Here is a 24,412-nt window from a genome sequence, read left to right as displayed (position 1 = left end):
GCAAATGAGCATAAGGGAGCGGACTTAGCGTCCGTAACCGCAATGCGAATGCAGCAATCAAGGATTTTAACCGCAAGGACGAATTTATCTTAATTGGAATAAGGAATAAGGGTTATGCAAGGAGAGCGAAATGAGACGCACTTAGTGTGCGTTGCAATGAGTAAGCCGCAGCATTCCCTTATTAGTCGCTCAAAACTGAATTTATCTTAATTTGCAAAAGGAGTATTTATGAGTTTTTGGAATCCTACCGCTTACTTCAACGGCTCAAAATTCTACCGACTAAGGAACAAATACACCGAGCAATACTTTGAAGCCGCGCTCAAGGTGATAAGGCAAGAGGGCTTAAAGGTGTGTGATTTGAATGATAGCACAAGGACTATCACCCTAAGCAATGATCAGCGATTTATGTATCAAGAGGCAAAAGCAAACAACACTCTAAGCGCGACCAAAAAGAAGCTAGAGAGAGAGTTTTTAAAAGGCAGCATAGGGTGGGTAAAGTGGGTTGATGAGAATAATGTCAAAGTGCATAGGAAAGGCTTAAGGAGTTTTTGTGAAAGTTTGGCGATGCACAGAGCCACGAGAGAGACAGGCTATGTATGGCATCTAGTCAGTGATGAAATAAGGCAGAGCTGGCTCAATCAAGCGATTATCCAAATTATAGTCCTTATCGCCTCTGAAGCCCTTAAAGCGATACCTTTTACAGGGTGGGCGGCGTATGTAGTGAAATTTGTCGCTTACACATCGTGGTATGGCTCACTCATAGCCTATATGACCTTACGCATCTTAGAGCTAAAAGATATGTATGATAAGACAAAGATTAATCATATCAATGCCTTAGATCTCAGCGAAAAATTAAGCGTGAGCCTTAATGCAAGGGCAAATGATATGCTTAGGCATAAAAAATACATCGGAGAGAGTGCGAAGCTTTTTAGCGGGATAAGAATCTATGCGAGTGGGGATATATATATGAGCGAAGCCGCAGGGAGTGAGAGCTTTTGCCCCACGCAGAGCTTTACCCCTTATAAGCATTTCCTCCCTAAAGACGCAAAAGAGCCTCAAGAAGAGGGCATCGATGAGCAGATACAAAATCGCGCACACTATACAGAAGCGGGAAATAAGGGCTATAACGCTAATCCTTATATCCCTCAAGCACAGATTAAAAAGCTCGATCATGACAGCGCGTTTAAGAAAAATTATTTTACCCTCCATAATCAGCGACTGCAAAGGGGGTATGCCAAGCTTTGTGCGTTTATTATCGATGAGTATGAGCCTTATGTCAAGCGCACAGCTTACAGCGCGAGTGAATGGATACAAGCGGTGTATGATAACGATATAGATTTTTATAAAAATGTGCTTTATACCTATCTGCAAAGCAAAGATATGCTTTACAAGCTAGAGCGATACAATTACGCACTAAGGGCGGATTTTGATTATTTTAATAGGTTTGATAGGAGCTATGAAAGCAGACAAGATATGAGCATCAGCGATACGCGGGGTTTGAGTGAGGAAGTAGCGCAATATGAGAGCGAGCAGGAGGCACAGAGTGAGGATAAGGACCAAGAGGAAGCTTTAAATATGCTTATCTCCCTTAAGGCGATGGCGCAAGAGCAAGAAAGCGGGGAATACAGCGAAGAGAGGGATTATTTTGATACGCAAGGCGAGGTGTTTTTGGGGTATAAGAGGGCGTTTATCCAGCAAATGAGTGAGGAGAGAGATATTTTAAAAATGCTCATACATGAGGAGCTCAAAGTATGGTATTTGAGTGAATATAAAGGGGTATTTTATGGTATTGTGTCAGAGGAGATAATGGAGCAATACAGAGAGCATATTATGTTTTTACAATACGCACAGAGTATCGGTGTGCTTGATACAAAGGGAGGGTATGGAGTTTTGTATGTGGATTTGGAGACGGGGGAAGTGGGGGTTGAGTTGAGAGATGAGAGAATAGAGGAGGATCTGAAAAGAGCATTCAGCTTTGGGTAATCATTGCGTGGATTAAGTATTTTTTAGGTTTTAGAGCAATTCAGCTTTGGGTATCCATAGCAGAGATTAGCAAAATTTTAAGGGTTCATAGGCACTAGCCTTATTCACCCCTAAAATTTTGCTAAAGCTCCACTAGCAATACCGCGAATCTTAGAATGCTAAGCGTTTTTTTTGGAATGTAAAGATTTTTGAAAAGTTTAAAGAAAAATCCAAAGAATCACGCGGAGGAATTTTTTGATGAATTTTTTTAATTGTGAAGCTTTGAGCGCGAGGAGTTACCTAAGCGGTAATGACGAAGTGCGAAAAGCAAACTCTCTTAAAAAGTCGCAAAAAAGCCAACGCGAAATTTTTAACCCTTTAAAAATAACACACTTTTTAATATATTTATTAATATAAAGTTACGCAAAAGGAGTAAAAAGGTGAGCAAAAAGCAACAAATGGCAGATGGCTTCAAAAACGGCACTGATGGGGCAAAAATATGGAATGCGATTTTTAATGATAATGACAAAGGGCGCAAAGCACAAACTAAGATAAAAGATAAAGACAACTACAAAACACCTTTTGAGAAAAAATAATGCGAGAAGTCCTAAGCACAAAGCCTACAAAGATATTTTTTAAAAATCGCTATGACAAGATAGAAAGCATCATTGCGCTAGAGCCTGATATAAGCACCCATTTGCCTACCTTTACGCCAAGGATAAGGGCACTCCTTGAGAACAAACAAGAGCTTTTTATCTACGAGGGGGAGGGGGTAGCCCCTATAGAATCGTGCCTTAAGAAATATGACTTTAAGGCTTTATGCGTGAAAGATTTAGATCGTTACTTACAGCAAAAGAGTTTCAAGGGTATCCCTTATCCTCAAAGGGAGCTTATAGAAGCGTTTGTAGAGCTTTATGAGCTTAATACGAGTAGGGATTTTACCCTTTGCCCCCCTTATTTTATGAAGAAAATGGCAGAGCTTTTGGGAGAAAGGCACGATGATTGCAAATAAGAATGAAATCAAAGGATTTTACCTCACGCACGATATGAGCCCCAAAGACACCGCGGCGCATTTTAATATCTCTTATCGGACGCTTATGCACTGGATAAAGACCGAAAAATGGGAGCGGGGAGGGGCGATAAAAAATATCCATATCACGCAACAAGCGGTTTTTAAGGATAATGCAAATAAGGTGATTGACATCGCCCAAGCAAAGATAAAAAATGAAATCAGGGCGAATTTGGGGGAGCTAAGCCTTGATAAACTTGTAGAAAATAACCTCCTAGAGACAAGCACCGATGAAGTGCTGCTCAAGGCAATGAATCTCAACTATATCCAAAAAAACATCGCCTTAAGCGCGATCATCGCTAAGGATAGTATGCTAAGAATGCTCAATTACCAAAGGGAGCAGGGCGATATTAAAAATGAGCCGACATTGATTTTGTGTGCGGAAAAGACCGCGCGGCTTTTTATGGATATGCAGCAGACGATTTATGGTAAAAATACGCACAGCGAGGAGAAAAACACCAACGATTTGGCGAGTTTGAGTATTGCCGAGCTAAAATCCATCATAGAGCAATAAGCATTCAGCTTTGGGTAATCATTGCGTGGATTAAGTATTTTTTAGGGGAATATCGCAGACCCTTAGTCTAGCTCACCCCTAAAAAATACTTAAAACCGCCCAAGCAATACCGCGAATCTTAGAATGCTAAGCGTTTTTTTGGAATGTAAAGATTTTTGAAAAGTTTAAAGAAAAATCCAAAGAATCACGCGGAGGGATTTTTTGAGGGATTTTAAGAGTTGTGAAGCTTTGAGCGCGAGGAGTTACCTAAGCGGTAATGACGAAGTGCGAAAAGCAAACTCTCTTAAAAGTCGCAAAAAGCCAACGCGAAAAACACAAGAAACCGCCCAAGATTTAGAATCTAGGGAGGATTAATGAATTTGCAAAGAGTAAATTAATGCTCTTTGCATTTATCAATCAAAGCAAGGAGCGCATCAAGATTTTGTGCTTTTTTATAGTTCTCAAGCCACGAATCCACCCAAATAGGTGTTTCTCCCTTTTGTTTCCAATTCATTAGCGTTTGATAAGGCATTCCCACAATAGCAGTAAATTCCTTTTTAGAAAGCCCTAATGACTCTAGTTTTTGCTCAAATTCTGTGTTTTTCATTAAATTCCTTTAACTATTATAGTTATAAATATAACAAAATATAACTAAAATAATTATAAAAGCCTTGACAAAATGATTAAAATAATATATAATTATATCATAAATTAACTAAAATAGTTAATTTAAATCCAAAAGAAAGGAGCAAAGCAAGATGAAAACTTTAGATATTATGATTAAACTCGCATTTTTAATCTACATCATCTCTAAGATAATCCACACTTGGATACCTTAGAGTAAGGGGCGATAAGCCCCGCTATCGTTTTCATCTGTTGCTATTCTACCATAAAAGGAGTAAAAATGAGTGAAATTATCGGATATGTAGCGGAAATCGCCGAAGTGCTGGTGATAGTCGGGCTTGTGTTTTATGTCGATGCCTTGCGTAAGCGCATTGAAAAGTTAGAATCTAAGGAGGATTAAAGGAGCAAAAGATGAACGCTAGTGATGTGCTCGAGTTAATCACTGCTTTAATCTGCTTGATAACTGCAATTATTAGCTTAAGGGGTTTTTTAAGCCCCTTTTTTCATCTTTTGCTTTCCCATTGTGCATTGAGTGCAAAGGTTTAATCGGCTTGAAAAAGAAGTAAAGAATCTAAAGGATAAAATTAAAAGTTAGGGCTTTTGCGATATAATGACACAAAAGGATATGATAATGAAAGATAGTGAGAATCTCATTAAAAAGACTTGCAAAGAGCTAGGATTGACTTATCGTGAGCTTGGGTCGTGCATCGGATATAGCGAGAGTGCGCTCAATAACGCAGCAAGACAAGATAAAATAAGCGAACCACTTAGCTTTGCTATTGCTTTATATCTTGAGAATTTGAAACTTAAAGAAGAGCTAGAAGATTTCAGAACTCTTAAAAAAATTCTTGCAAAAACACTTTAAAAGTGTTTTTATTCTACTAAAAACATAAATAATATATAATAACTATTGACTTTAACACTTAATTAGTGTATAATTATCTTATCAAAACATAAATAAAGTGTTTTGAAATTCAAGAAAGGAGATACACAAATGAAATGGCTAGATTTAATCATCAAGTTATCACGACTTGTAGCCATTATCCTTTGGATTATTAAAATCCTAAGCGGATAGGCAAAGGGAGGAAACCTCCCTTAAATCCATAGGCATTTGTGTATCTATAATCTTAGCATAAAAGGAGTAAAAATGCTAGAAAATGTATTGTTTGGTGTGATTATTTTGTGGCTTTGTGCGTTAAGCTATAAGGTGTTTAAAATGGATAAAAAGGACTAGGTGGGCGCAAGTGTTAGCTAAAGCGTAGCTTCTTTAGCAAAATGGCTTTTGAGATTTGAGGTGTGTCTATTTTTTATTCCTATCGGCAATTGCCTTTTTGGTCATTGCATTAAAATCTTGGCTAAGTTTGTCAATCACGAGCTCCTCAATGACTTTGTATTTTTGCGCGAGTTTGTAGTTCTCAAGCCAACTATCCACCCAAATAGGGATAGGTTTGCTCTCATCTTTCCAATTTGCCACAGAACTATAGGCTAACCCTGTCATATTACAAAAATCTTGCCGTGAAATGCCGAGACTCTTGAGCTTGGCATCAAAATCTTTTTTATTCATTTTTTACTCCTTTGGTTTATAAAACATTTTACCAAAAATTACTTAAAGAGTAAATAGAAATGTAAAAAATATATTAAAAAAGTAATATCACTCTTGACAATATCATCAAAAAAGTATATAATTATGGTATGTTTTTACTTAAAAGGTAAAAACAAATCCAAAGAAAGGAGCAAAGCAAGATGAAAACTTTAGATATTATGGTTAAAGTGGCGACTTTAATCTATATCATCTCTAAGATAATCCAGTGGATAGCTTAGGATAAGGGGCGATAAGCCCCCTATCGTTTTCATCTGTTGCTATTCTACCATAAAAGGAGTAAAAAATGAGTGAAATTATCGGATATGTAGCGGAAATCGCCGAAGTGCTAGTGATAGTCGGGCTTGTGTTTTATGTCGATGCCTTGCGTAAGCGCATTGAAAAGCTAGAATCTAAGGAGTGATGAAATTTGCTTGTTTAAAAAATCCTCTTTATTGAGTGCTTTCTCGCGTATTTGCTCAAACTTTGCATTTGCGCCTCACTTTGTGCGTTTGCACGCGCACATTCAACTCCCCACATTTTGCCCTTTGACCTACATTTTGCCCACATTTGCCCTTTGACCTACACTGAATCCCGCACACCTCACGCCTTGAAATGCCCCCCCCCACATTTGCCCTTTGACCCCCCCCCACATTTGAGAGGGCGCGCGAAATCCTCAAAACCAGCGTGGGGATTGCTTTTAAAGATACTTGCCTTGTGGTGATTTGTGAGATATTTTGCAAACAAAAGCGTTTTTTTAAGCGCGGTGTGCAAAAATGCAAAAAAGGGTGAAGGGAGATGGTATGTTGAGCTTCCTCTTGGCTTTAGATAATCCCTCTCTTCGCTGTATTCCCGCTTTCTTGCTCTTGCGCCATCGCCTTAAGGGATATAAGCGTATTGAAGCTTTCCTCTTGGTCATTATCCTCGCTCTGTGCCTCCTATTCACTCATATTGCGCTACTTGCTCGCTCAAATTTTATTTGGTTCAAGTTTGGGGCTTTTTGAATCGCGCTTTGCTTGTCTTGCCTATTGTAGCTTTATCTGTCTCGGGGTTACCTTGACAAAACCCGCGCTGATTGGCTTTGCTGTGTGTTTTGCAAAAATTTGCAAAAAATTGAAAAATACGCTAATATTTTGCGATTTTGTTTTAAATTTGTTTTTTGCAAGGTCGTGTTTTTTTACAAGTGTGTCAAAAAGTGTGCCAAATCCCTTTGTGATAGGAATTTTTAGCATAATAAAACCCTCGAATACACAAGCGCAATGACAGATCTCATTTTTGTAATGAGATTTTAGAATCTAATCGTTTAGATTCCTCCTGTATGTTTGTATCTCCGTATTTTATTAAGAGTGGTAGTGTTTTTTGCTCTAAGTGCTTATGCTTCAAGGTATTTTAGGACATTTTTTAGTTTTATGGGGGGATAGAATCCCACCTTAAGTGTGTCAAAAAGTGTGCCAAAATATAAGGCAATTTGCTTAAAGCTAAACTAATCCCGATTTACTAATCCTTAGAGGGTGAAACATAAGCGCAATTTCACTCAAAGCCAAAACAAAAGCGCGATAAGCCAACATGGGATTATTTAAAAGAGAATTTTAAGGCTATAAGCAATTTTGGCATCTGGTATCTTAGCAGTCAAAAGCATAAGACTTCCGCTTGTGTTTGCTATGATTTTTACACCTTTAGGATTTGGCTACATTCTATCTCACTACAAACTTACACTTTTTACAAAACACAAAACATTTCACAAAACAATCACAAAATCACTTTATGCCATTTATCAGCCTTTATGTGGGGTATTTGTGTTGCATATAAATGCGGGAATGGGGATAAAGACCAATCAAAAAAGGAGAAAAAATGAAAATACACAAAATCAATTCCTACAGCAGGAACGATATTATTTATATAGATGCGACATTGGCAGATGTGGGACGCTTGCGTTTTAGCACAAAATTACGAGCGACAAAAGAAAATCTCGCTACAGTCTTACTAGAGGGCAAGAATCTTGTCTATGAATATCTGGGGCAAAATAAGCAACAACACCAACAGAAGCTTACTTTTGCTGTGATAGGCGAGGCATTCCTTGATGAGCAACCCTATCTCAAACACCAAACATTACTCAAATACAAATCCAACCTTAAAAGCATCGTTGCATACTTTGGGAGCAAAGATTTAAGACTTATCACGCAAGAGCAAGTCAAAGCCTACGCACAAGCTAATCATACTGCTTCTGCAAAAATTAATTTTCTCAACAGACTTATCACCTTTGCGAAAGATACGCACAAGCTCAACATAAAGCCGATACGATTTAGAAAGCACATCAATCAGGCAGAGCTACAAAGACAAATCCTACCTCTTAGCCTCGATGAAATCAAGCTCATTTTGTCCGTTTGCCAAGATCACTATTTTAAGCTTTTTTTGCAAGTGGCTATTTTTACAGGTATGCGCACAGGAGAGCTGTTCGCACTGACCTTTGATGATGTGGATTTTGAAAATGATAAAATCTGTGTGTGCAAATCCCAAGAGCGCGCAAGGAAAGTCATCACTTCCACGAAAACGCACAAATCCCGTTATATAGATATGCTCCCTTTAGCCAAAGCCGCCCTTTTGGAGTTGGAGCGCATACACAAAACTACGGCACAGAGAAGTGAAATGATTTTCACCTTTACCCCCGAAAATGCCTTATTCAAATGGCATACTTTACTTGAATCTCTAAATCTCGCCAAACGCCCACTTTATCAGACCCGACACACCTTTGCGACCCTTATGCTTACGCACAATGAGGAGATTCTGTGGATAAGCGCAATGCTAGGACATAAATCCTTAAGCACTACGCTTGATTATTATGTCAAATATCTCCCTCAAGCAAAAAAGCGCGCAACATTTTTAGATGATGCGTTTCAAGGAGGCATATAATGGAAATTTGCTACGAATGCACATTATGTGGGGAAGAAAACATCACTATTTTTGATGATGATGTTTGCACACCAAGCGAAATCACCATCACTTGCACTTGCATACACTGCCTCCATGAGCAAGAGATACATATATCAATCTCTCAAAGTGAGGTGTAAAATGAAAGAGCTAGAGTGTGAGATTTTGAGTAGTTTTATAAACTACCCCGAAAAGATGAATGATTTTTTTAATGTGTGTCCTAGAAAATGTTTCAGTGATGATGCCAAAGAGGCTTTAAATATTATAGAAACTCTCCAAGAAGCAAATGCCTTAAGTCATTCTAGCTTTGCCAATGCTTTAAGTGTGAAAGATTCTCAAGATGAGAATTTTTTAAATATTTTAAGTGCGTTGCCTAATCCCAATGTGGAAAACCTTGCAGCACCCTTTGTGCAAAGCTACCTTTTAGAATCCCAAAGGCAAGCAGCCCTCACTCTCTTAAGGGCGAGTGATAATAATACCTTGCTTACCTTAGAAGAAGTGATGCCTAGCATTGAACAAACCAATTACAGGACATTATCGCAATGGAAAGAGTTTTATGCAAATGCTCCCAAAATGCCAAGCTTTAAAACGGGTATTGATTTTTTGGATTCTGTATTTAATGGAGGGCTTGATGTCGCTCAATTAGTGCTTATCAGTGGCGATCCTGAAGCGGGTAAAACGACTTTGGGGTTACAAATCTTAGAATACATCGCTAAAAATAATAAAATATGCTTCTTTAGCTTTGAATTTCCTATACATCAATATCTCCAACGCAAAGCCCAAGATAAAACCATAAAAGCAGACAATATGATCATCTTGGACAATGGCTATGAGATATACCAAATAGCCCAAAATATTAAAAACCTTTACAAGCAAGGGGTGAGAGTATTTCTTATAGATTCTCAAATGCGCATCGTTAGCCCAAATGGACGCAATATGGAGGAAGAAGAAAGCCTTAAATTCTCTTGTCTTGCTAAATTGTGTCATAGCCTCAATATCCTTGTATTTCTTATCGTGCAAACAAGCAAAGGCGATAGGGATAATCCTATGGGCAGTAAAAAGGGCGGACATGAGGCGAGTATCATTATCCGCATAGAGCATGACAAGCCGGAGAATGCAAACCTAAGAGAATTTAGTGAGGATTCAAGGATTGTCATTTTAAAGAAAAACAAACAGACAGGTAAGCACTACAAAGAGCGTGTCGCTTTTGACAGCACAAAAGGTAAATTTTACTCTCTCACAAGCCAAAGTGAGCGAGAGCATTTAACAGAAATAGATTTGCCAGAGATTTTTTAAGGAGGAAGTATGAAAGCCAATATGATACAAGGCAAAAACGCGTCTTATAACAATGCTTATTATTATGTGTTTAATAACTACATATACCGCTATGACGGAAAATTAGTAGATATATGCGTCCATATAGGAGCAAGCAGATGCGAGGCAGCTTTAAAAGAGCATTTAGAGAATCACCATCACAAAAGGAGTTTATCATGATACACAAAACAAAAATCACCCAAAATTTTACTATCGTTCCAAACGATGTCATAAAGGATTCTAGCCTTAGTATCGGAGCGAGAATGCTCTATACTTTGATACTAAGTTTCCCTAAAGAGTGGAATCTTAATATTGCGCATTTGGCAAAGCTCCTTAATATCTCTGAAAATACTGCGAGAAAATACAGAAACGAGCTAGTCAATGCGAACATTATCACCTTCAAACAAGAGCTAGATTCTCAAGGCAAATTTACGCATAATTTTAGCTATTCTTGCCAAAACCTAGAGATAGAAAATATCCAAGAAATACAAGAGCACAGCCAATCTTATCCGTTTAACAAAAAACCCGTATGCGGAAAAAATGAGGACATAATAAATAATAATATTATAAATAACAAAGACTATAGCAAAAGATTGCTTTTTGTCGTTATGGAATCTTTTAGGCAATTTAGCGATACTAAAAAGCCAAAGTCCCAAAAGCTCACGCAAGATGAAATGCTCTCTCACCTCAATACGCAGGAAAAACAAGCTTACTATGACTTTATAAGCTATCGCAAGGAAAAAGGTTTTGTAGCCAAAAGCACGATGATAAGCATCACAAAGGACTTTTTGAGCTTAAAAAATGTCGGTGCAGACCTAAGGGAATGCGTGGATTTGTGTATTAATCGTGGGTGGAGTGGGATAATGTGTGCGCATAAAAGCCTTACACGCAAGCTCCATTACCCCACCTATGCAAAACCAAAGCAAAATGACGCTTTAGCCAACTTAGAGCTTTAAAAAAGGAGGCTTAAATGGATAAAAATGACTTTTTAAATGCAATCAAGAGCGATGAGCGCATCAAACTTAATGATTTCGCCGTGCAAAAGCTGGCAATCTTTTTGCGCAAGATAGATCATCAAAAGCCTGAAGATAATGGACTTTTGCAAGTGTTTTTAGTCAAGCTCTCCACCTATCAAAAATCGCGCATTTACAGCAATGATTTTTACAGACTTTTGTTTGAATGTGTGCAAGAGCAGGCAGACTTTGAAGCGAAAAATCACAAGATTAAAGACTTCACCAAGACGCGATATGAAGAAGAGGAGCTGCTGAAAAACTTTTTTATCCAAAGTCGGCTTAATGCGTTAGGATTGAGCTTTATCCAAACTTTGGGGCTACACTATGCCTAAAAATGCAAAGGTGCATACCGGTAGCTTTTATCTTGATAGTAAGATTCTGCACACCATTGAGTATTTATCGCAATATTTAAATGTGAGCAGGAGTATCATCGTAGAGCGGTCTTTATACGGAAAGGAGGAAGGATATGAAAAGGCTAAACGACACATTATGCCTAAAAAAAAGAAAGAAATTTCTTTTGAGAGAGGTAAATATAAAAAAATTAAAAAAAGCCGCAAAAAAACACAATATGAGCAAAAATCTTTATTTGATTATGTGTGTTTGTGATTACTTGAGATATGAGAAAGAGAATAATTTGCTTATCTATGCAGATTCACAGCTTTTTAGCGAAGTTTTATCACAAAAGGAGCTAGGTAAATGATAACAAACATCGCACAAATCAAAGCCCAAGCCAATATAGTGGATATTATCTCAAGCTTTATCCCGCTCAAAAAGGCAGGAGCGAACCACCAAGCAAACTGCCCTTTTCACGATGAAAAAAGCGCGAGTTTTGTTGTGAGTGAGAGCAAGGGGATTTTTACTTGTTTTGGTTGTGGCAAAAGCGGAGATGTTTTTGTCTTTATCCAAGAATACAAGCATATTTCTTTTAACGAAGCGGTAGAAGAAGTCGCGGAGCTTTGCGGGATTGAGACTATCAAATCCTATACGAAAAAGGATAATTACAAAACACTCACCCAAAAATACGAGACACTTTTTACCTATGCTAAAAACGCACTCCTAGCTAATAGCCAGGTAAGCCAATATCTTTTTAATCGCGGTTTAACCCACGATGATTTTGCGGAGTTTAGCATAGGTTTGATGCCAGAGGTAGCCACAATAAGACAGATATTTACAGAGCAAGAAGCCCTAGAGTTAGGCATATTTAAAAAACGACAAACAGGCAGTATTTATACGCCTTTTGCTCACAGAATCATTTTTGCGATACGAAACAGCGCGCATAAGATCATCGCTTTGAGCGGACGCACACACCCTTATGCGAAATTCACAAATGCCCCTAAATATATCAATTCTCAAGAAAGCCACCTTTTTAAAAAATCCCTTACCCCCTATCTTTTATCCCATGCTAAGAGTGCAATCAGTAAGAGCAAACAAGCCATTATCGTAGAGGGATATATGGACGCCATAGCCTTGCATAAATTAGGCTTTAAAAACGCCATAGCCACATGCGGGACAGCCTTAAACATAAGCTTTTTAAACACTATTATCAAAATATGCCAAGAGGTAAGCTTCTATCTGTGCTTTGATAAAGACAGCGCGGGGCAACAAGCCACAAAAAGAGCCATAGAGTTATTATTAAAGCATCGCATTTATACGAGCTATGTTTTAATCCTTAAAGGCGATTACAAAGATATAGGGGATTATTTGGAGCAGACCAAAGGGCGGATTCAAGAGCAAGAATCCTATGATTACTCCTCTTTATTTAGGGCTATTCCTATCATACAATATCTTATTTTGACGCTATTACGAGCAGCGCAAAGCCCCAAAGAAAAAGATGAGATAGTGCTTTATTGCAAAAGCCTCATAGATAATGAATCAAACTTTTATCAAAAAGAATATCTCCTTAAGACTATCAGTAGCTTTACCAAAATCCCCAAAGAGTATTTTTTAAGCAAAACTATCACCAAGCCCAATCATAGCAGAATCCTTGCTTTGCTTTATGGTATCTATAATGATGAAGAGCTTGCCTTTATCGCAAAAGAAAAGCTTGACTTAAGCGCGATACCCCAAGAATACGCAAAAGACTTGAGCGCATTTTTTGAGACACACACGCTTAGCAAAGAAGCCCTAAAAATCGCTTTAAATACAGATTATGCCCAGCAATGGCATCAAAACACCTTTTACAATGAGATAATGGAATTTAACATCGCTCATGCCAAAGTCAAACAAGCCCTTGCCAAACAAAATAAAGACATACCTAGTATTTGCGCACTGCAAGAGTATATATTAGCGTGTAAGGCAGAAATAAAGCTTAATTTTTTGTTTTAACCCTTTTTAAAAAAGCCAACCTTTGCTACTATTTTTGACGCAGTAGGTTTTCTCTCCTTTTGACCTTGTCGTTTCCTGCTGCGTCTTTTAACCCTTTTATTTCACTCATAACTTTTATACCCTTTCAAGAAAATATACAAAGAGTCGCTAAGAAATGTATTGTTTGAACAAATTACAATCTAGTCTAGCCCAGCATTTAGGGTTAGATTCTCAACATCTTTTAGACATACGACAATCTTTAGAGCACAAAGGCTTTGATGCTATTTTAAAGGGTGATGATTTTATCGCTATAATGCCTAAAGAGGCGGAATTGCCACTGAATGTAAGGGGAGAGGTAGAAGAGTGGGTAAGGGATATAGCGGGCATTCAAAATAAGGAGATTTCTGCGGATTTGAGGCTTTTAGCTCAAAAGCACCCCGAAATGTTTAAAAAGCCAAGCGATGTTTATAAATTGTTTGTGCAAATTAAAAATAACCCTACGCATTTTCTGCCTAATAATAGGGAAGATGTCGCGATGATTGCTAAAATCATTAATGAAAAGAAAATCGGCAAAATGGGAGTAAAAAAAGAGAATGGCGAAGTTGTGCATCTCACAAAAAGAGACATAAGACCAAAAGACATAAAAATAGAGAATCCTTTAGCAGTGGAGCCGCCAACTCACTACCACACTTCCATAAAGGAACAAGGCGATGGTGCAAATGCACATTCACTAAAGGACACCCCCATTATACCCCAAAAACTCCAAGAGTTAGATAAAACTTATCGCACAAAAGAGGAAAAAGAAAAGTTTAAAGCCTTTGACTTTAGTAACACCAAAACTCAAGAAGTCAAAACCACACTCAAAGACTATCTCAATGCACAAAATGTGCTTAATCACACTTTAAAAAGTAGCGATGGCATAGAAGCGACCTTTAGCCTAAACTCTTTCTCAAAAATGACTAGTGATACTGCGATAAAAAAGAGTGTGGATAATGGATTTAGCAGGAATGAGCATTTAAACGCGGTAGCGAATATAAAAGAGATATACAAAAATGCACGATTAAGAGAGACACAACCACACAAAAGCGGGGATAGCAATGTCAAGATTCATCGTTTAGATTCTGAATTTGAAGATAAGGGAGTTTTATTCACACTCAAAGAAAGCTTAGACAAAAATCAAAAGCGACTTTATAGCTTAGAGCTACAATTAATCCCAAGCCTTAAAAGTGCAGATACACCCTTAAATAAAAGCACCGGCAAGGGCAGTTCTAACTCACTACAAGAAACTAAAGGTGGAGACAAAAGCCCCGAATCGTCTATTGTTAAAACCGACACCCCCATTATACCCCAAAAACTCCAATGGAGCAAACACACCAACCTTGATGAAACTAGCCTTACTTTATCCAATTTAAAGGGTGATGAGCTTGTGGAGGTAAAGGCTATAAATGAACTAAAAGCGCAGATTATACAAAGCCTAGATACCCTCGCGACCGAACATCTCCCTCAAACTATCAGCAAAGCAGAGTTTTTGCAAACAGGATTAGAGCAAGTTATAAATAAATCAAATTTTTTAAAACATATTCAATCAAAAAATGATAGCTTTAATAGAATAAAATATTTAAATCTTATAGAACCTACATTAAAGCGTCCGAATATAGAATTTACAGAAGGTGAAAAAAAAGGATATATAAAAATCTTTATAGGTGATGATAAAAAGCTATTTTATGTTTTGATCACAGAACAAGAAGATAAATTATTAATCACAGGCATTCCAACAACCAAAAAGAGAGAGGTGATAAGGCAGATAAATAAGGCAGATTCAATAAGAGGCGTGACTCATAGTGGAGATGAGCTACCCGCCACAGCCTTAGCAAATGCTAATAAATCCACAACCGCTAACCCCATTATACCCCAAAAACTCCAATGGAGCAAACACACTAACCTTGATGAAACTAGCCTTACTTTATCCAATGGTAAAAAGCTCCTTATCCACAAAGACAGCTTTGATAATATCTATATCCAAAGCGATATGCAGCCCTCACAAGCTCGTAGCTATGATGAGCTTAAAATCAATCAGTCCCTAAGCGATTTTGAAAAGTATAACATTGAGCAAAAATTTATCAACCATATGCGCAATAAAAAGCAATTACTCAAGCCTCAAAGTGCAGATGAGATAATACAATCAGAAATCACAAAAGCCCAAGAAGAATCCAAATCCAAGCAGAGATACCTTGAAACCAAACATAAGCAAGAAGCAATCTTGCAAGAAAAAGAAGCAAACCTCAATAAAAGAATCGATGAAGTCGCACTCTCACAAGGAGAATCTATCCCCTATAAACCTATCAGAGACACAAAGATTATCCTAAGCGATGACACACCCGCTTTGAGCGCGCAATATGTCATCATTGATTATCATGATATTGTGCCTATTTTTGAGAGAAGCCAAACGCAAGGCAGAGTCATCAAACAAGAAAAAGTCATACAAAATATTATCAATGACTTTAATCCCGATTTACTAATCCCCAGAGAGGGAGGCGCAGATGGAGCACCTATTATCACCAAAGACGGACAAGTGATCGCAGGCAATCACAGAGCCTTAAGCTTACAGACCATACTTGACGCACCACAACACCAAGATAAAGCCTTGCGATATAGAGAATCTGTCAAAGACTTTTTACACATTGATTTAGAGCCGACACAAATGATCGTGCGTAGAGTGAATGACAATGTCAGCCAAGAAGACATACTCTCCCTAGCCTTTAGCTCCAATAAAGGCAGAGAATCTACAATGGGTGAAAAGGCTTTATCAAACCTTGCCTACTTCAAGCAAAATATGTCCTATCTCCCCCAACATATAGAGAGTGAGAATGTCGATGAGCTTAAATCCTTTGTCGCCTCTATCTTAGACAAACAAGGCGGAGGCTTAGATACTTTTAATACCAATCTCGCATTATTAGCACACATCGCACCCAATGCCAAAAACGCAGATATTATAAGTGCGCTAGATTCTATCAAAGGCAGCCCCGATGAGCGTGTGAAGCTTATCAATATGTTTGTGGATAATGCAGGGAGCTTTTATAACCTTAGTCAAAACAAGCTTTTACCCAGCCTTGATTTAAGGGCGTATTTGAGTGAGAGCATACTCAATGTGAGCAGGAGGCACTCTACCCGCGCCCTTGATTTAGAAAACCTCAATATATCGATCAATGATTTTCTTAACGCAGGAGAGGAAGGACAAAAGGCAATATTAGCCCTTGATAGTGATAAGGTAAAGCATCTTATCAGTGATGCGCTTAGTGTAGCCCTAGCAAAGTTTGTGCGACAAGAAAACCCAAGCACCGCATTGTATGAAAGTCTCAAAAATGCTCCCAAAGCCCTAGAAGAACAAACCCAGCCCACACTTTTAAGTGAGGGCAAACCTTTGAGTGCAGTAGATATTTATGACTTTGTGCAATACCTTATCTCTGAAGGACAAAGCAGCAAACAAACAAGTGAGCTTATAGCGTTATTGCCTAAGCTAAGGGAAGCAGAATCAAAAACTTTTCAAGATTCTAAGGCAACACAAGAGCTAGAAAATATTGTTTTTAACGACAAAAAAGGTAATGAAAAAATACTTACCAAAGAAGTGCAAGAACAATGGCTCAAGACTTTTAATCTTAAAAGTTTAGATGAGGATTTTATCCCACACATTGCACAAGAGGCTAAAGAGGCGTTGGAAAAGCAGGGATTTAGTGGAGAGATACACCTTAAAAGCGGGAGTTTAGTGAAGCTTATTAAAGAAAATCGCTTGAAATATTTAGACAGAATTAAGCCCACTTTAGAAACACCCGACAAAATCATAAGACAAGACGAAAGCACGATTATTTTTGCAAAAGATTTTAACGACAAAAAGTATTTTACAAGCGTGAGCCGCAATCAAAGCGGAGAATGGATTGTCAGAAGTAATGCACCAAAAAGCGAAAATGGACTTAATAATAAAGTAGCACAAGGCGGGGAAGTGATATTTGACAGACAAGCCCCCGCTCAGATTAACGCTAACGAGGCTTACGATGATATAGCTAAATCTAATACCAAACTTGACAACGCCATTATACCACAAAGAAAGGGAACTTATGATAATAGCATTACTCACGATTCTAAGCTTGATCACTCTAGCAATAGCGATACTGATACCTTATATCCTCTATCAGGAAGCCACAGCCAAGAGCGCGGAGGAGTGGAATCTTATTCGGGAGCTAGAGAAGCATTCACCTACCATACCAAAGAACCTCAAGCAATCGCAACCTTACGAAAAGAGCTAAAAGACGCCCTAAGCCCTTATCTCAATAGAGAGATTATCAATAAGCAAACAGGCGATAGTGCGCAAATATCCAATAAAGGCATTAAAAAAATGTCCAGCTCTGAAGCAGTTAAAAAGTCTATGGCTAACGGATATACAAGAGATGAACATTTTAAGGTAGCAAGTGCGGTAAAAGAGATTTTTGAAAATGCAGATTTGCAAAAAATCACTAAAGATTTAAAACATAACGACCCAAATGTAAAAATCTATCGTTTTATACAAGAAGTATCAGTAAATGAAAAACCAGCAAACGCACTTATAACGCTAAAGGAAACCATAGAGAGAGGTAAAAAGATTTATAGCATAGAGCTTGAAAGTCTTGACCCCTTGCCCAAAAATCAAATAGCGGGCAAACTTGACAAGCAAGGGCAATTTTCTCTCACTAAAGACAACAGCACCGCTAATGTTGCGCCTATTGAGAAAACCGATAATGATATTATACCACAAAGCAAAGCCAAACAAAAGCTAGAAAAACAAATCGCACAATACGAGGATAGAATCCGCATTTTGGATAAAAAGCTAAGTAGTGCAGGAGAAGTGGCAAGAAAAAATTATGATGCAAATTTCGCAGAAAGAGAGCTTTATCAAGAGCTACTCTTCAAAGCCAAAAAGGCATATTATGATATTCCAGAACCTAGCGAGGATTTGCCCTATCGGAAGTTTTTTAAAGCACAGAGTAAAACAAAGCTAGAAGACATTTTCAGCGGAGCGGAAGAAGCTATGAAGCCTGAGAATCTTAAAGAATTTTTGCACAAAAGGGGGAATGAATATTATCTTAAAGCTTTCAGAAAATATCTTTTTGACCCTCATTCTTTGAGCTTTAAGCACGAGATAGAAATAGCACAAAAAGACATTATACTACTAAAAAGATATGCAGCAGCAAATGCTCCCTATTCAAGAGATTTAGAGCTAAGAAATGGAGCAGAGTTTAGAGCAGAGATTGAACGAGCCTTTGACATTCACCCTATAAAAGACTTTGGCACAAACTATGCAGAATTTTACCACGATGGCAAAGGAGCGATAAATAAGCTACTTCACGAAAAACAAGGGCAAGTGAGTGGGGCGTTTTATAGAGAGGATTTAAAAGAGCTTAGCGGTAATGGTGAAATTGATTTGGTATGGGGGGATTCTAAGTTTGGGCTAAAGCATATTTTAGACAAACACGAAAAAGAGTTTAGCGACATTGCACAAGAGCTTAGCGAGATAGTGGAGAGAGGCGTATTAGAAAAAGCAAAAGATAATAAATACACACTTAAAACGCAAAAACATACTTTGGTTTTAGGGCAAAGGGAAAATAACGATTTTATCATCACTGCTTACAAAGATAGGAGAAACGAAAAGCTTGGGAATCATCAGACCGTTGTCGGTGATGATTTTACAGATGAACCACTAGCAAAACAGCCTCTTTCATCTAACCAAAATGACATTATACCACGATTTGAGAATCATTTATCAGAAAACAAGAAGTTCAAGATAGAGTTTTTAGAAACATTAGATTTAAATCCTTTGGAATATAATTTTTTAAGAGATAAAATCTTAGGAGCTAAAGCTTTAAAGCAAGATGTTAGCCAACAAATAAGAAATAAATTACAAGAATCTCTAAACCTCCACCCCAACCCCGCCTTTGGCACAAACTATGCGGAGTTTTACCATGATGGTAAGGGAGCGATAGACAAGCTAATTGACGAATATTATCAATGGCAAATGCTATTTAAAGACCCTAACGAGTTTAGCGGACAAGTTGCAGGGGCGTTTTATAGAGAGGATTTAAAAGAGCTTAGCGGAAATGGTGAGATTGATTTGGTATGGGGGGATTCTAAGTTTGGACTAAAGCATATTTTAGACAAACACGAAAAAGAGTTTAGCGACATTGCACGAGAGCTTAGCGAGATAGTGGAGAGAGGGGAGTTAAAAAAAGATGACAAAGGACGCTTAAGGATTGAAACACAAAATTATATTATAGGTGTTAAAGATAATTGGAAAGGCGAAAAAACAAATAATTGGATAGTAACAGCGTATGAGAAAAAAGGAGGTGGTGGAAGTTTATATACATCTCCACACAATGACTTAGGCGAGATTCTGCCTAAAACTCCTAACGACATTATACCACAAAGCAAAATCCAAAGCAACCCACACATAGGCAGTGGATTAGTAGGAGGAAGCCTTGCAGGAGTAGAAGAAGACGAGAGTGGGAATCTCACCTTTGATCCTAGTAAGTTTGCTTTAGGATTCTTAGGAGCAGCAGTAGGGAGTAAGGCAGTAGCAAAGGGCTTTCAAACTTTAAAGGCTAATCCACAACTAAAAGAAGCAGTGGTAAAAGAGCTAGGCAATGCTTTAGCTTTAGGCTTTGAAAGCGCAAAAGCAAAATACCCCATTTTGCAGACTTTAGAGCCTAGATATATTGTCAAAAATGAAAAAGGCAGAATCGCACAGGCTAAAGCAATGCTTAGTAAGCTTGAGCAAAGAGAGCAAAAGGGCATCTATAATGTCGCTTATAATGGCAAAAATGCCACAAAGGTTTATAAGGATTTAGAAAAGATTGACGAGGCAATTGTGTTGGAGAGAGGCACAAAGAGAAAAGGGGGAGTGCATATAAAATTATCTCACAGCACAGATACACAACAACAAGGCTATGTAACACATCAAGAAGTCGCAAATCTTGGCAAAAACATTCGTAAATATATAGCAAAATATCATGACCCTTTCATTGATTCCAATGGAGCAAGGCTCTATGAATGGCAAGATAAAGAGGGTGTGAAATTTCGGGTAGTTGTTAATGACTTGCAAGAAAGCAGCGGTGGCAACTCACTCCTGCCCTCCGCTACGGAAGAAATTATAACATTCTACTCTGACAGAAACCTTAAAAATCCGATGAGTTTTAAGAATCCAAGTTTAAAATAATCTAACTTTAATAAGCTTGATACTTACTAAAATATTCCTTTTTTTCAAAACTTGATTTGAAATTGTTTGGAATCTTTGCGCAAAATTCACATAGTAACTGAAATTGCATCGGTGCATCGTGATTGACTTGTTTTACCCTAAGGGTTACATTACAGATATTATCATAGTGGATAAGATTAGCCAAATCTTCTGCATAGATTCGCGGGACATAGCCCACAATCTCCACAGGGTCTTTTGTGCGAATGAGTAAGGCATCACTATCGTATTCATTTTGAATATCTCTCATTAAATAAAGTTTTTCTTTAGGCTCAAGGCTTTTAACTCTCTTTTGATAGCTTGGGATAAGGTGGCTAATACCATGTGTAAAAAAATCAATTTTATACTCTTTTTTGTCGTTTGGAATCAAGTAAAGTTCAATGCTATCAGTTGCGCGAATGCCGTTGTTTCTAGCGAGCTCATCAAGTGGCGTGCTATGCTCATCAAGTCCTAACCATTGCTGATAAAGCTTGTATTCAGGGCGACTTTTGGATAAAAGCCTATTTGCAAATACAGGCAATAACACATCTTCAGAGGTGTAAAGACTTTCTAAATCATTCATTCTAGCAAAAGGATAGAATCCTTGCTCTTGCGCCTCTTTCACGCCATTGGTATAATAAAATTCATATTGTTGGTTATTGTAGCTTAAGTGCCCAATCGGAATCCATTTGCGCGTTTTTGGTGCTTGCCAAGATACTGCTAGATTGATATTACTCATTTGTTTCCTTTGTTTTAAGTGCTTGAATATTGATTTGTAGCATTTTAAGCACAAATTCCTTTTTTTCTCCACTTATTAAATTTTGCGGTATTTTATTCAAGATTCTATGATATTTATCTTGTGAAACACTTGAAATTTTTTCTATCCATTCTGATACGATAGATTTTATCTCTCTTTTTGATTTTAAAAGTTCATCAAGCACTTCATAAGTGCTAAGCTTTTTGTTGTTTTTGTAAAAAGGTGTCCTTGCTTTTTTGCAAAATGTAGAAGTAGTATAATTCTTATCTTTTGAGCTTAAACGCTTTTTTGCTTCTTCTGTGCTTACCTTTGAAGCGCAACCCGCTGCATGGTCAAAGCTCGGAGCAAGTGTAAAAGATTTTTTCTTTGCGTCATAGATGATTCCCCAATTCTCATGATGCCTATCGGTATTGCCAATAAGCATATCAAATACCAAATAGCCTACAAATTTTTCCAACATCTCTTTATCAAACGAATAAAACAATATAATAGGTTTATCAATAGTGTATTCTCTTAATTTGTATCTTTTGTCTTTGTGATAATCCTTAAAAAATTTAGCCAGCAATTCATTACCTAAAACTAACCTAGAATCATCATTGAGAAAATTCTTACTCGCAATACCCTTTTTCACTATGCCATTTTTAAAAAGAGCAAGTTTATATTCTGCACAAGGCAATTGTATCAATTTTGCAATTTCATAGGCAATCTTTTCACTGACATTTTCATCTGTATTTTCTCTACCAATCTTAAAAAGATATTTTGTATTTTCCTTAAATGTCCAAAATTTTTCTTTTGTCCCTAGTGGCTCAACTAATGTTTTACTATCAAATTCCAACATTTTAAAATAAATTAATCTCCTAAAATAGCTGAATAATATAGCATTTTTTACTTAAATTAACCCTTTTTTAAAATTTTAATTTATTGCACAATGCCTAAAAATAAAAAAGGCAAGGAGTGATAAATGTTTTACACTATCGTTTTGCAAAGAAAATCCGAGCATAAGGATATTAAAAAACTTAAAAATGGTCAAATAGTGGGAGAAATCGAAGATTCTACCTTAGGAGTGCTTAGTGTTTATGAGCATCAAGATGAGACAAGTGCAGGGCGTGAGATTCTAAACTTTTTTACTTGTGAGAATATCGGACCTAGCACAGACACACCAAAACAAGACAAACGTATTATAGCGCGTGAGTATCAGTTAGAATGGACAAATACATGTCAAAATGCCTCTTTAGCTAGAACTTATCCGCAATGGAAAGCAGAGAATAATAAAGAGCTTATTAAAGAGTGGATGAATGATCCTAAGTTTATCAATACAGCTTTATGGCTAAAGAGCAAGGATTTGCCATCTTTTGCAGGTAGGCGTATTTTAATCCATGTAGGAAATTATCCGCAAGATACCAAAGGGTGTATTTTGTTAGGTAAGTCTAAAGGTAATGGCACAGTGCATAATAGCATCGAAGCGTGTAAAGATTTCTTTGACTTTGTGAAAAAAGTCGGTATTGAGAATATCAGAGGGCTTGTAGTCAGAGAGATAAAAGGATAAAAATGAATAGTTGGTTTAGTTTTTTGATTGCGTTTGGCATTATGGTTTTGGTGCTCGTGTGTTTGTCGGTGTTTCTTTACCTTAGGGCTTTTGGTTTTAAAGATAGCCTTAGGGTTCATATAAGACGCACGATTTTTCTCTTTAGGTGGTTTGTCATCGGTAAATATCACTGCAATATGCCTCCCCAACAAAAGTCTTTTTTTGTCGCGATACATAAGCTCTTTTGGGGAGGAGTGGTGATCGGTTGGACATTGTTTTTTGCAAAAATTTTGACTTTATGAAAGGGCGATTAAATGGACACATTATTATATCTATTCCCTAATGTCGAGCATTATATTGAGTTGATACCTGTAGCGTGCGTGGGGATACTTAGCGGGATAGTGAATTATTTTAACCTCGAGGAGAAAAAGCCCAGCAAACTTTACGCGCTTAAAATCGTTTGCACGAGTGCTTTTATTGCCCTTACTGCCTACACGATACTTAGCGCGACAGATTTGCCATATCTGGCTAAAGTAGGGATTAGCGCGGCGATAGGATTCTTTGGGATTGATAAAGCTCTTGAATACATACAAAAGATTATCGCGCTGAAGAACAACGGCGGAATGAGCGATCAAGATAAAAAAGCACAAAAGGCTAAAGAGCGCGAGACACCAAACCCACAAAGCACAAAGGAGAATGAATGAGGCTTACAAAGATTATCCGATTTGTCATAGGCTTTATCCTTGTGTGCAGTATTGCTTTAAATATAGAAATATATTTTAAGTATAAAAACGCGATTGATTTGCTATTCACGCACAATATGGTGAGTATCTTAAATCATAATCACTACACTCAAGAACAGAAAAATGAGTATTTAAAGAGATTAGCAAAAATGGAGTATGCCACACTTTATCGCGTAAGAGCAAAGGCAGTAGTTGATGACATAAAAAAGACAGGATATGTTATCCTCTCCCACACTTACAGCGGAAAAGAGCTAGACACACACGCACACACACTTAATAAGATGATAGATGATGAGATAACCTTGCTTGTCAAAGAATATTATTAAGTTTTTTATAAAAGGAGTAAAAATGCTTAAAGACTTTCTATCTCTCCCGCAGGAGATAAAAGAGCTAAAAAAAGAGATTCTGTCTTTAAGGGCGCAAGTAGCAGAGCTTACACGCTCAAAGCCTACGAAAAAGATTTGCCAAAATTCCAGCGCGCAGGAAGAAGTCATTTTGTGTAGGAGAGATGAAAAGGGGAGATTTTGCAAGGTCCATACAAAATAATCCCTTTTTTGGTGATAGCTCTTGTCTTTAGCGCGTGTGCAGAGCCTAGAGTGGTGTATAAAGAAGTGCTAATCCCTACAAAATGCGACATTCCCAAGCGACAAAGACCCAAAAAGCAAGACAATATTATCGCCTACTTAAAAGAGGTGTTGATGTATAGTGAGGGGTTGGAGAAGGATTTGAGTTTTTGCAGGGGGGAGTAGCATTCAGCTTTGGGTAATCATTGCGTGGATTAAGTATTTTTTAGGGGAATATCGCAGACTTTAGTCTAGCTCACCCCTAAAAAATACTTAAAACCGC

General features: G+C 37.6%; 27 protein-coding genes. 21 read left to right on the top strand and 6 right to left on the bottom strand.

Features of this window, described 5'->3' with window-relative positions; translation table 11 throughout:
- Window positions 1-228: 228 nt before the first annotated feature.
- The 5 genes from LS69_RS09125 (at window position 229) to LS69_RS10545 (ending at window position 3,899) form a co-directional block, all read left to right on the top strand.
- Window positions 229-1,983 (top strand): hypothetical protein, encoded by a 1,755-nt coding sequence (locus LS69_RS09125; protein WP_138091460.1) that lies wholly within the window; start codon window positions 229-231, stop codon window positions 1,981-1,983.
- Between the two features lie 419 nt (window positions 1,984-2,402).
- Complete coding sequence (locus LS69_RS10550) at window positions 2,403-2,558, top strand: hypothetical protein (RefSeq protein WP_158621838.1); 156 nt, start codon at window positions 2,403-2,405, stop codon at window positions 2,556-2,558.
- Window positions 2,558-2,974 carry a hypothetical protein gene (locus tag LS69_RS09120; RefSeq protein ID WP_034374368.1) on the top strand — a complete coding sequence of 139 codons (417 nt, stop codon included), beginning with the start codon at window positions 2,558-2,560 and terminating at the stop codon, window positions 2,972-2,974. Before LS69_RS10550 ends, LS69_RS09120 begins: the two co-directional genes overlap by 1 nt.
- Window positions 2,961-3,545 (top strand): helix-turn-helix domain-containing protein, encoded by a 585-nt coding sequence (locus tag LS69_RS09115; protein ID WP_052100559.1) that lies wholly within the window; start codon window positions 2,961-2,963, stop codon window positions 3,543-3,545. The genes LS69_RS09120 and LS69_RS09115 overlap by 14 nt, the downstream gene beginning before the upstream one ends.
- A 201-nt stretch (window positions 3,546-3,746) precedes the next feature.
- Complete coding sequence (locus LS69_RS10545; RefSeq protein WP_158621837.1) at window positions 3,747-3,899, top strand: hypothetical protein; 153 nt, start codon at window positions 3,747-3,749, stop codon at window positions 3,897-3,899.
- Between the two features lie 19 nt (window positions 3,900-3,918).
- Here LS69_RS10545 and LS69_RS09110 read toward each other — a convergent pair whose 3' ends face one another.
- On the bottom strand, window positions 3,919-4,131 hold the full coding sequence (locus LS69_RS09110) for a hypothetical protein (protein ID WP_034374472.1): 213 nt from the start codon (window positions 4,129-4,131) through the stop codon (window positions 3,919-3,921).
- Window positions 4,132-4,776: 645 nt separating this feature from the next.
- On the opposite strand from LS69_RS09110, the gene LS69_RS09105 reads away from it, so the two are divergent.
- Window positions 4,777-5,013 (top strand): hypothetical protein, encoded by a 237-nt coding sequence (locus LS69_RS09105; protein ID WP_052100558.1) that lies wholly within the window; start codon window positions 4,777-4,779, stop codon window positions 5,011-5,013.
- 435 nt (window positions 5,014-5,448) lie between these two features.
- Here the strand turns inward: LS69_RS09105 and LS69_RS09100 are convergent, their stop codons facing one another.
- From LS69_RS09100 to LS69_RS09090, 3 genes are all read right to left on the bottom strand, one after another.
- Window positions 5,449-5,712, bottom strand: a complete 264-nt coding sequence (locus tag LS69_RS09100) for a hypothetical protein (protein WP_052100557.1) — start codon at window positions 5,710-5,712, stop codon at window positions 5,449-5,451.
- A 494-nt stretch (window positions 5,713-6,206) separates the two neighbouring features.
- The gene (locus LS69_RS09095) at window positions 6,207-6,470 is read right to left on the bottom strand and encodes a hypothetical protein (protein ID WP_138091056.1); all 264 of its coding nucleotides are present in this window, start codon (window positions 6,468-6,470) and stop codon (window positions 6,207-6,209) included.
- A gap of 282 nt (window positions 6,471-6,752) precedes the next feature.
- A complete protein-coding gene (locus tag LS69_RS09090; protein WP_138091053.1) occupies window positions 6,753-6,959 on the bottom strand; it encodes a hypothetical protein in 207 nt (68 codons plus the stop codon).
- A gap of 619 nt (window positions 6,960-7,578) precedes the next feature.
- Between LS69_RS09090 and LS69_RS09085 the strand changes: the two genes are divergently transcribed.
- The 9 genes from LS69_RS09085 to LS69_RS09055 all read left to right on the top strand — a co-directional run bounded on the left by LS69_RS09085 (window position 7,579) and on the right by LS69_RS09055 (window position 20,526).
- Window positions 7,579-8,637: a site-specific integrase gene (locus LS69_RS09085; protein WP_138091474.1), complete on the top strand. Its 1,059-nt coding sequence runs from the start codon at window positions 7,579-7,581 to the stop codon at window positions 8,635-8,637.
- Window positions 8,637-8,795, top strand: coding sequence for a hypothetical protein (locus LS69_RS10540; RefSeq protein ID WP_158621841.1), 159 nt, complete (start codon window positions 8,637-8,639; stop codon window positions 8,793-8,795). The genes LS69_RS09085 and LS69_RS10540 overlap by 1 nt, the downstream gene beginning before the upstream one ends.
- Window position 8,796: 1 nt before the next feature.
- On the top strand, window positions 8,797-9,951 hold the full coding sequence (locus LS69_RS09080; protein WP_034373914.1) for a DnaB-like helicase C-terminal domain-containing protein: 1,155 nt from the start codon (window positions 8,797-8,799) through the stop codon (window positions 9,949-9,951).
- 9 nt (window positions 9,952-9,960) lie between these two features.
- Window positions 9,961-10,149 carry a hypothetical protein gene (locus LS69_RS10535; RefSeq protein WP_034373918.1) on the top strand — a complete coding sequence of 63 codons (189 nt, stop codon included), beginning with the start codon at window positions 9,961-9,963 and terminating at the stop codon, window positions 10,147-10,149.
- Window positions 10,146-10,925: a helix-turn-helix domain-containing protein gene (locus LS69_RS09075; RefSeq protein WP_052100534.1), complete on the top strand. Its 780-nt coding sequence runs from the start codon at window positions 10,146-10,148 to the stop codon at window positions 10,923-10,925. The genes LS69_RS10535 and LS69_RS09075 overlap by 4 nt, the downstream gene beginning before the upstream one ends.
- A 14-nt stretch (window positions 10,926-10,939) precedes the next feature.
- A complete protein-coding gene (locus tag LS69_RS09070) occupies window positions 10,940-11,314 on the top strand; it encodes a hypothetical protein (protein WP_034373921.1) in 375 nt (124 codons plus the stop codon).
- The gene (locus LS69_RS09065; RefSeq protein ID WP_034373923.1) at window positions 11,307-11,588 is read left to right on the top strand and encodes a hypothetical protein; all 282 of its coding nucleotides are present in this window, start codon (window positions 11,307-11,309) and stop codon (window positions 11,586-11,588) included. The genes LS69_RS09070 and LS69_RS09065 overlap by 8 nt, the downstream gene beginning before the upstream one ends.
- Before the next feature lie 90 nt (window positions 11,589-11,678).
- Window positions 11,679-13,307, top strand: coding sequence for a DNA primase (gene dnaG / locus LS69_RS09060; protein WP_052100535.1), 1,629 nt, complete (start codon window positions 11,679-11,681; stop codon window positions 13,305-13,307).
- Between the two features lie 154 nt (window positions 13,308-13,461).
- On the top strand, window positions 13,462-20,526 hold the full coding sequence (locus tag LS69_RS09055) for a PBECR2 nuclease fold domain-containing protein (RefSeq protein ID WP_138091467.1): 7,065 nt from the start codon (window positions 13,462-13,464) through the stop codon (window positions 20,524-20,526).
- Window positions 20,527-20,533: 7 nt separating this feature from the next.
- Here LS69_RS09055 and LS69_RS09050 read toward each other — a convergent pair whose 3' ends face one another.
- Together LS69_RS09050 and LS69_RS09045 are read right to left on the bottom strand one after the other, a co-directional pair.
- Window positions 20,534-21,280: an HIRAN domain-containing protein gene (locus tag LS69_RS09050; protein WP_034374071.1), complete on the bottom strand. Its 747-nt coding sequence runs from the start codon at window positions 21,278-21,280 to the stop codon at window positions 20,534-20,536.
- Window positions 21,273-22,136 (bottom strand): HipA domain-containing protein, encoded by an 864-nt coding sequence (locus LS69_RS09045; RefSeq protein WP_034374068.1) that lies wholly within the window; start codon window positions 22,134-22,136, stop codon window positions 21,273-21,275. The genes LS69_RS09050 and LS69_RS09045 overlap by 8 nt, the downstream gene beginning before the upstream one ends.
- A 123-nt stretch (window positions 22,137-22,259) precedes the next feature.
- Between LS69_RS09045 and LS69_RS09040 the strand changes: the two genes are divergently transcribed.
- The 6 genes from LS69_RS09040 to LS69_RS09015 are packed head-to-tail and all read left to right on the top strand — an operon-like array spanning window position 22,260 to window position 24,315.
- A complete protein-coding gene (locus tag LS69_RS09040; protein ID WP_034374065.1) occupies window positions 22,260-22,844 on the top strand; it encodes a DUF5675 family protein in 585 nt (194 codons plus the stop codon).
- 2 nt (window positions 22,845-22,846) lie between these two features.
- On the top strand, window positions 22,847-23,125 hold the full coding sequence (locus LS69_RS09035; protein ID WP_034374062.1) for a hypothetical protein: 279 nt from the start codon (window positions 22,847-22,849) through the stop codon (window positions 23,123-23,125).
- 12 nt (window positions 23,126-23,137) lie between these two features.
- Complete coding sequence (locus LS69_RS09030) at window positions 23,138-23,527, top strand: phage holin family protein (RefSeq protein ID WP_052100546.1); 390 nt, start codon at window positions 23,138-23,140, stop codon at window positions 23,525-23,527.
- A complete protein-coding gene (locus LS69_RS09025) occupies window positions 23,524-23,892 on the top strand; it encodes a hypothetical protein (RefSeq protein ID WP_034374060.1) in 369 nt (122 codons plus the stop codon). Before LS69_RS09030 ends, LS69_RS09025 begins: the two co-directional genes overlap by 4 nt.
- Before the next feature lie 22 nt (window positions 23,893-23,914).
- Window positions 23,915-24,112, top strand: a complete 198-nt coding sequence (locus LS69_RS09020) for a hypothetical protein (protein WP_034374057.1) — start codon at window positions 23,915-23,917, stop codon at window positions 24,110-24,112.
- Entirely contained in the window at window positions 24,091-24,315 is a 225-nt protein-coding gene (locus LS69_RS09015) for a hypothetical protein (RefSeq protein WP_052100545.1), read from the top strand. Before LS69_RS09020 ends, LS69_RS09015 begins: the two co-directional genes overlap by 22 nt.
- The last annotated feature ends 97 nt before the right edge of the window (window positions 24,316-24,412 follow it).

The sequence above is a fragment of the Helicobacter sp. MIT 05-5294 genome, assembly GCF_000765675.1.
Taxonomy (GTDB): Bacteria; Campylobacterota; Campylobacteria; order Campylobacterales; family Helicobacteraceae; genus Helicobacter_D.
The sequence above is the reverse complement of the archived record's forward strand: the minus strand, read 5'-3'. Positions and strand labels throughout refer to the sequence as shown.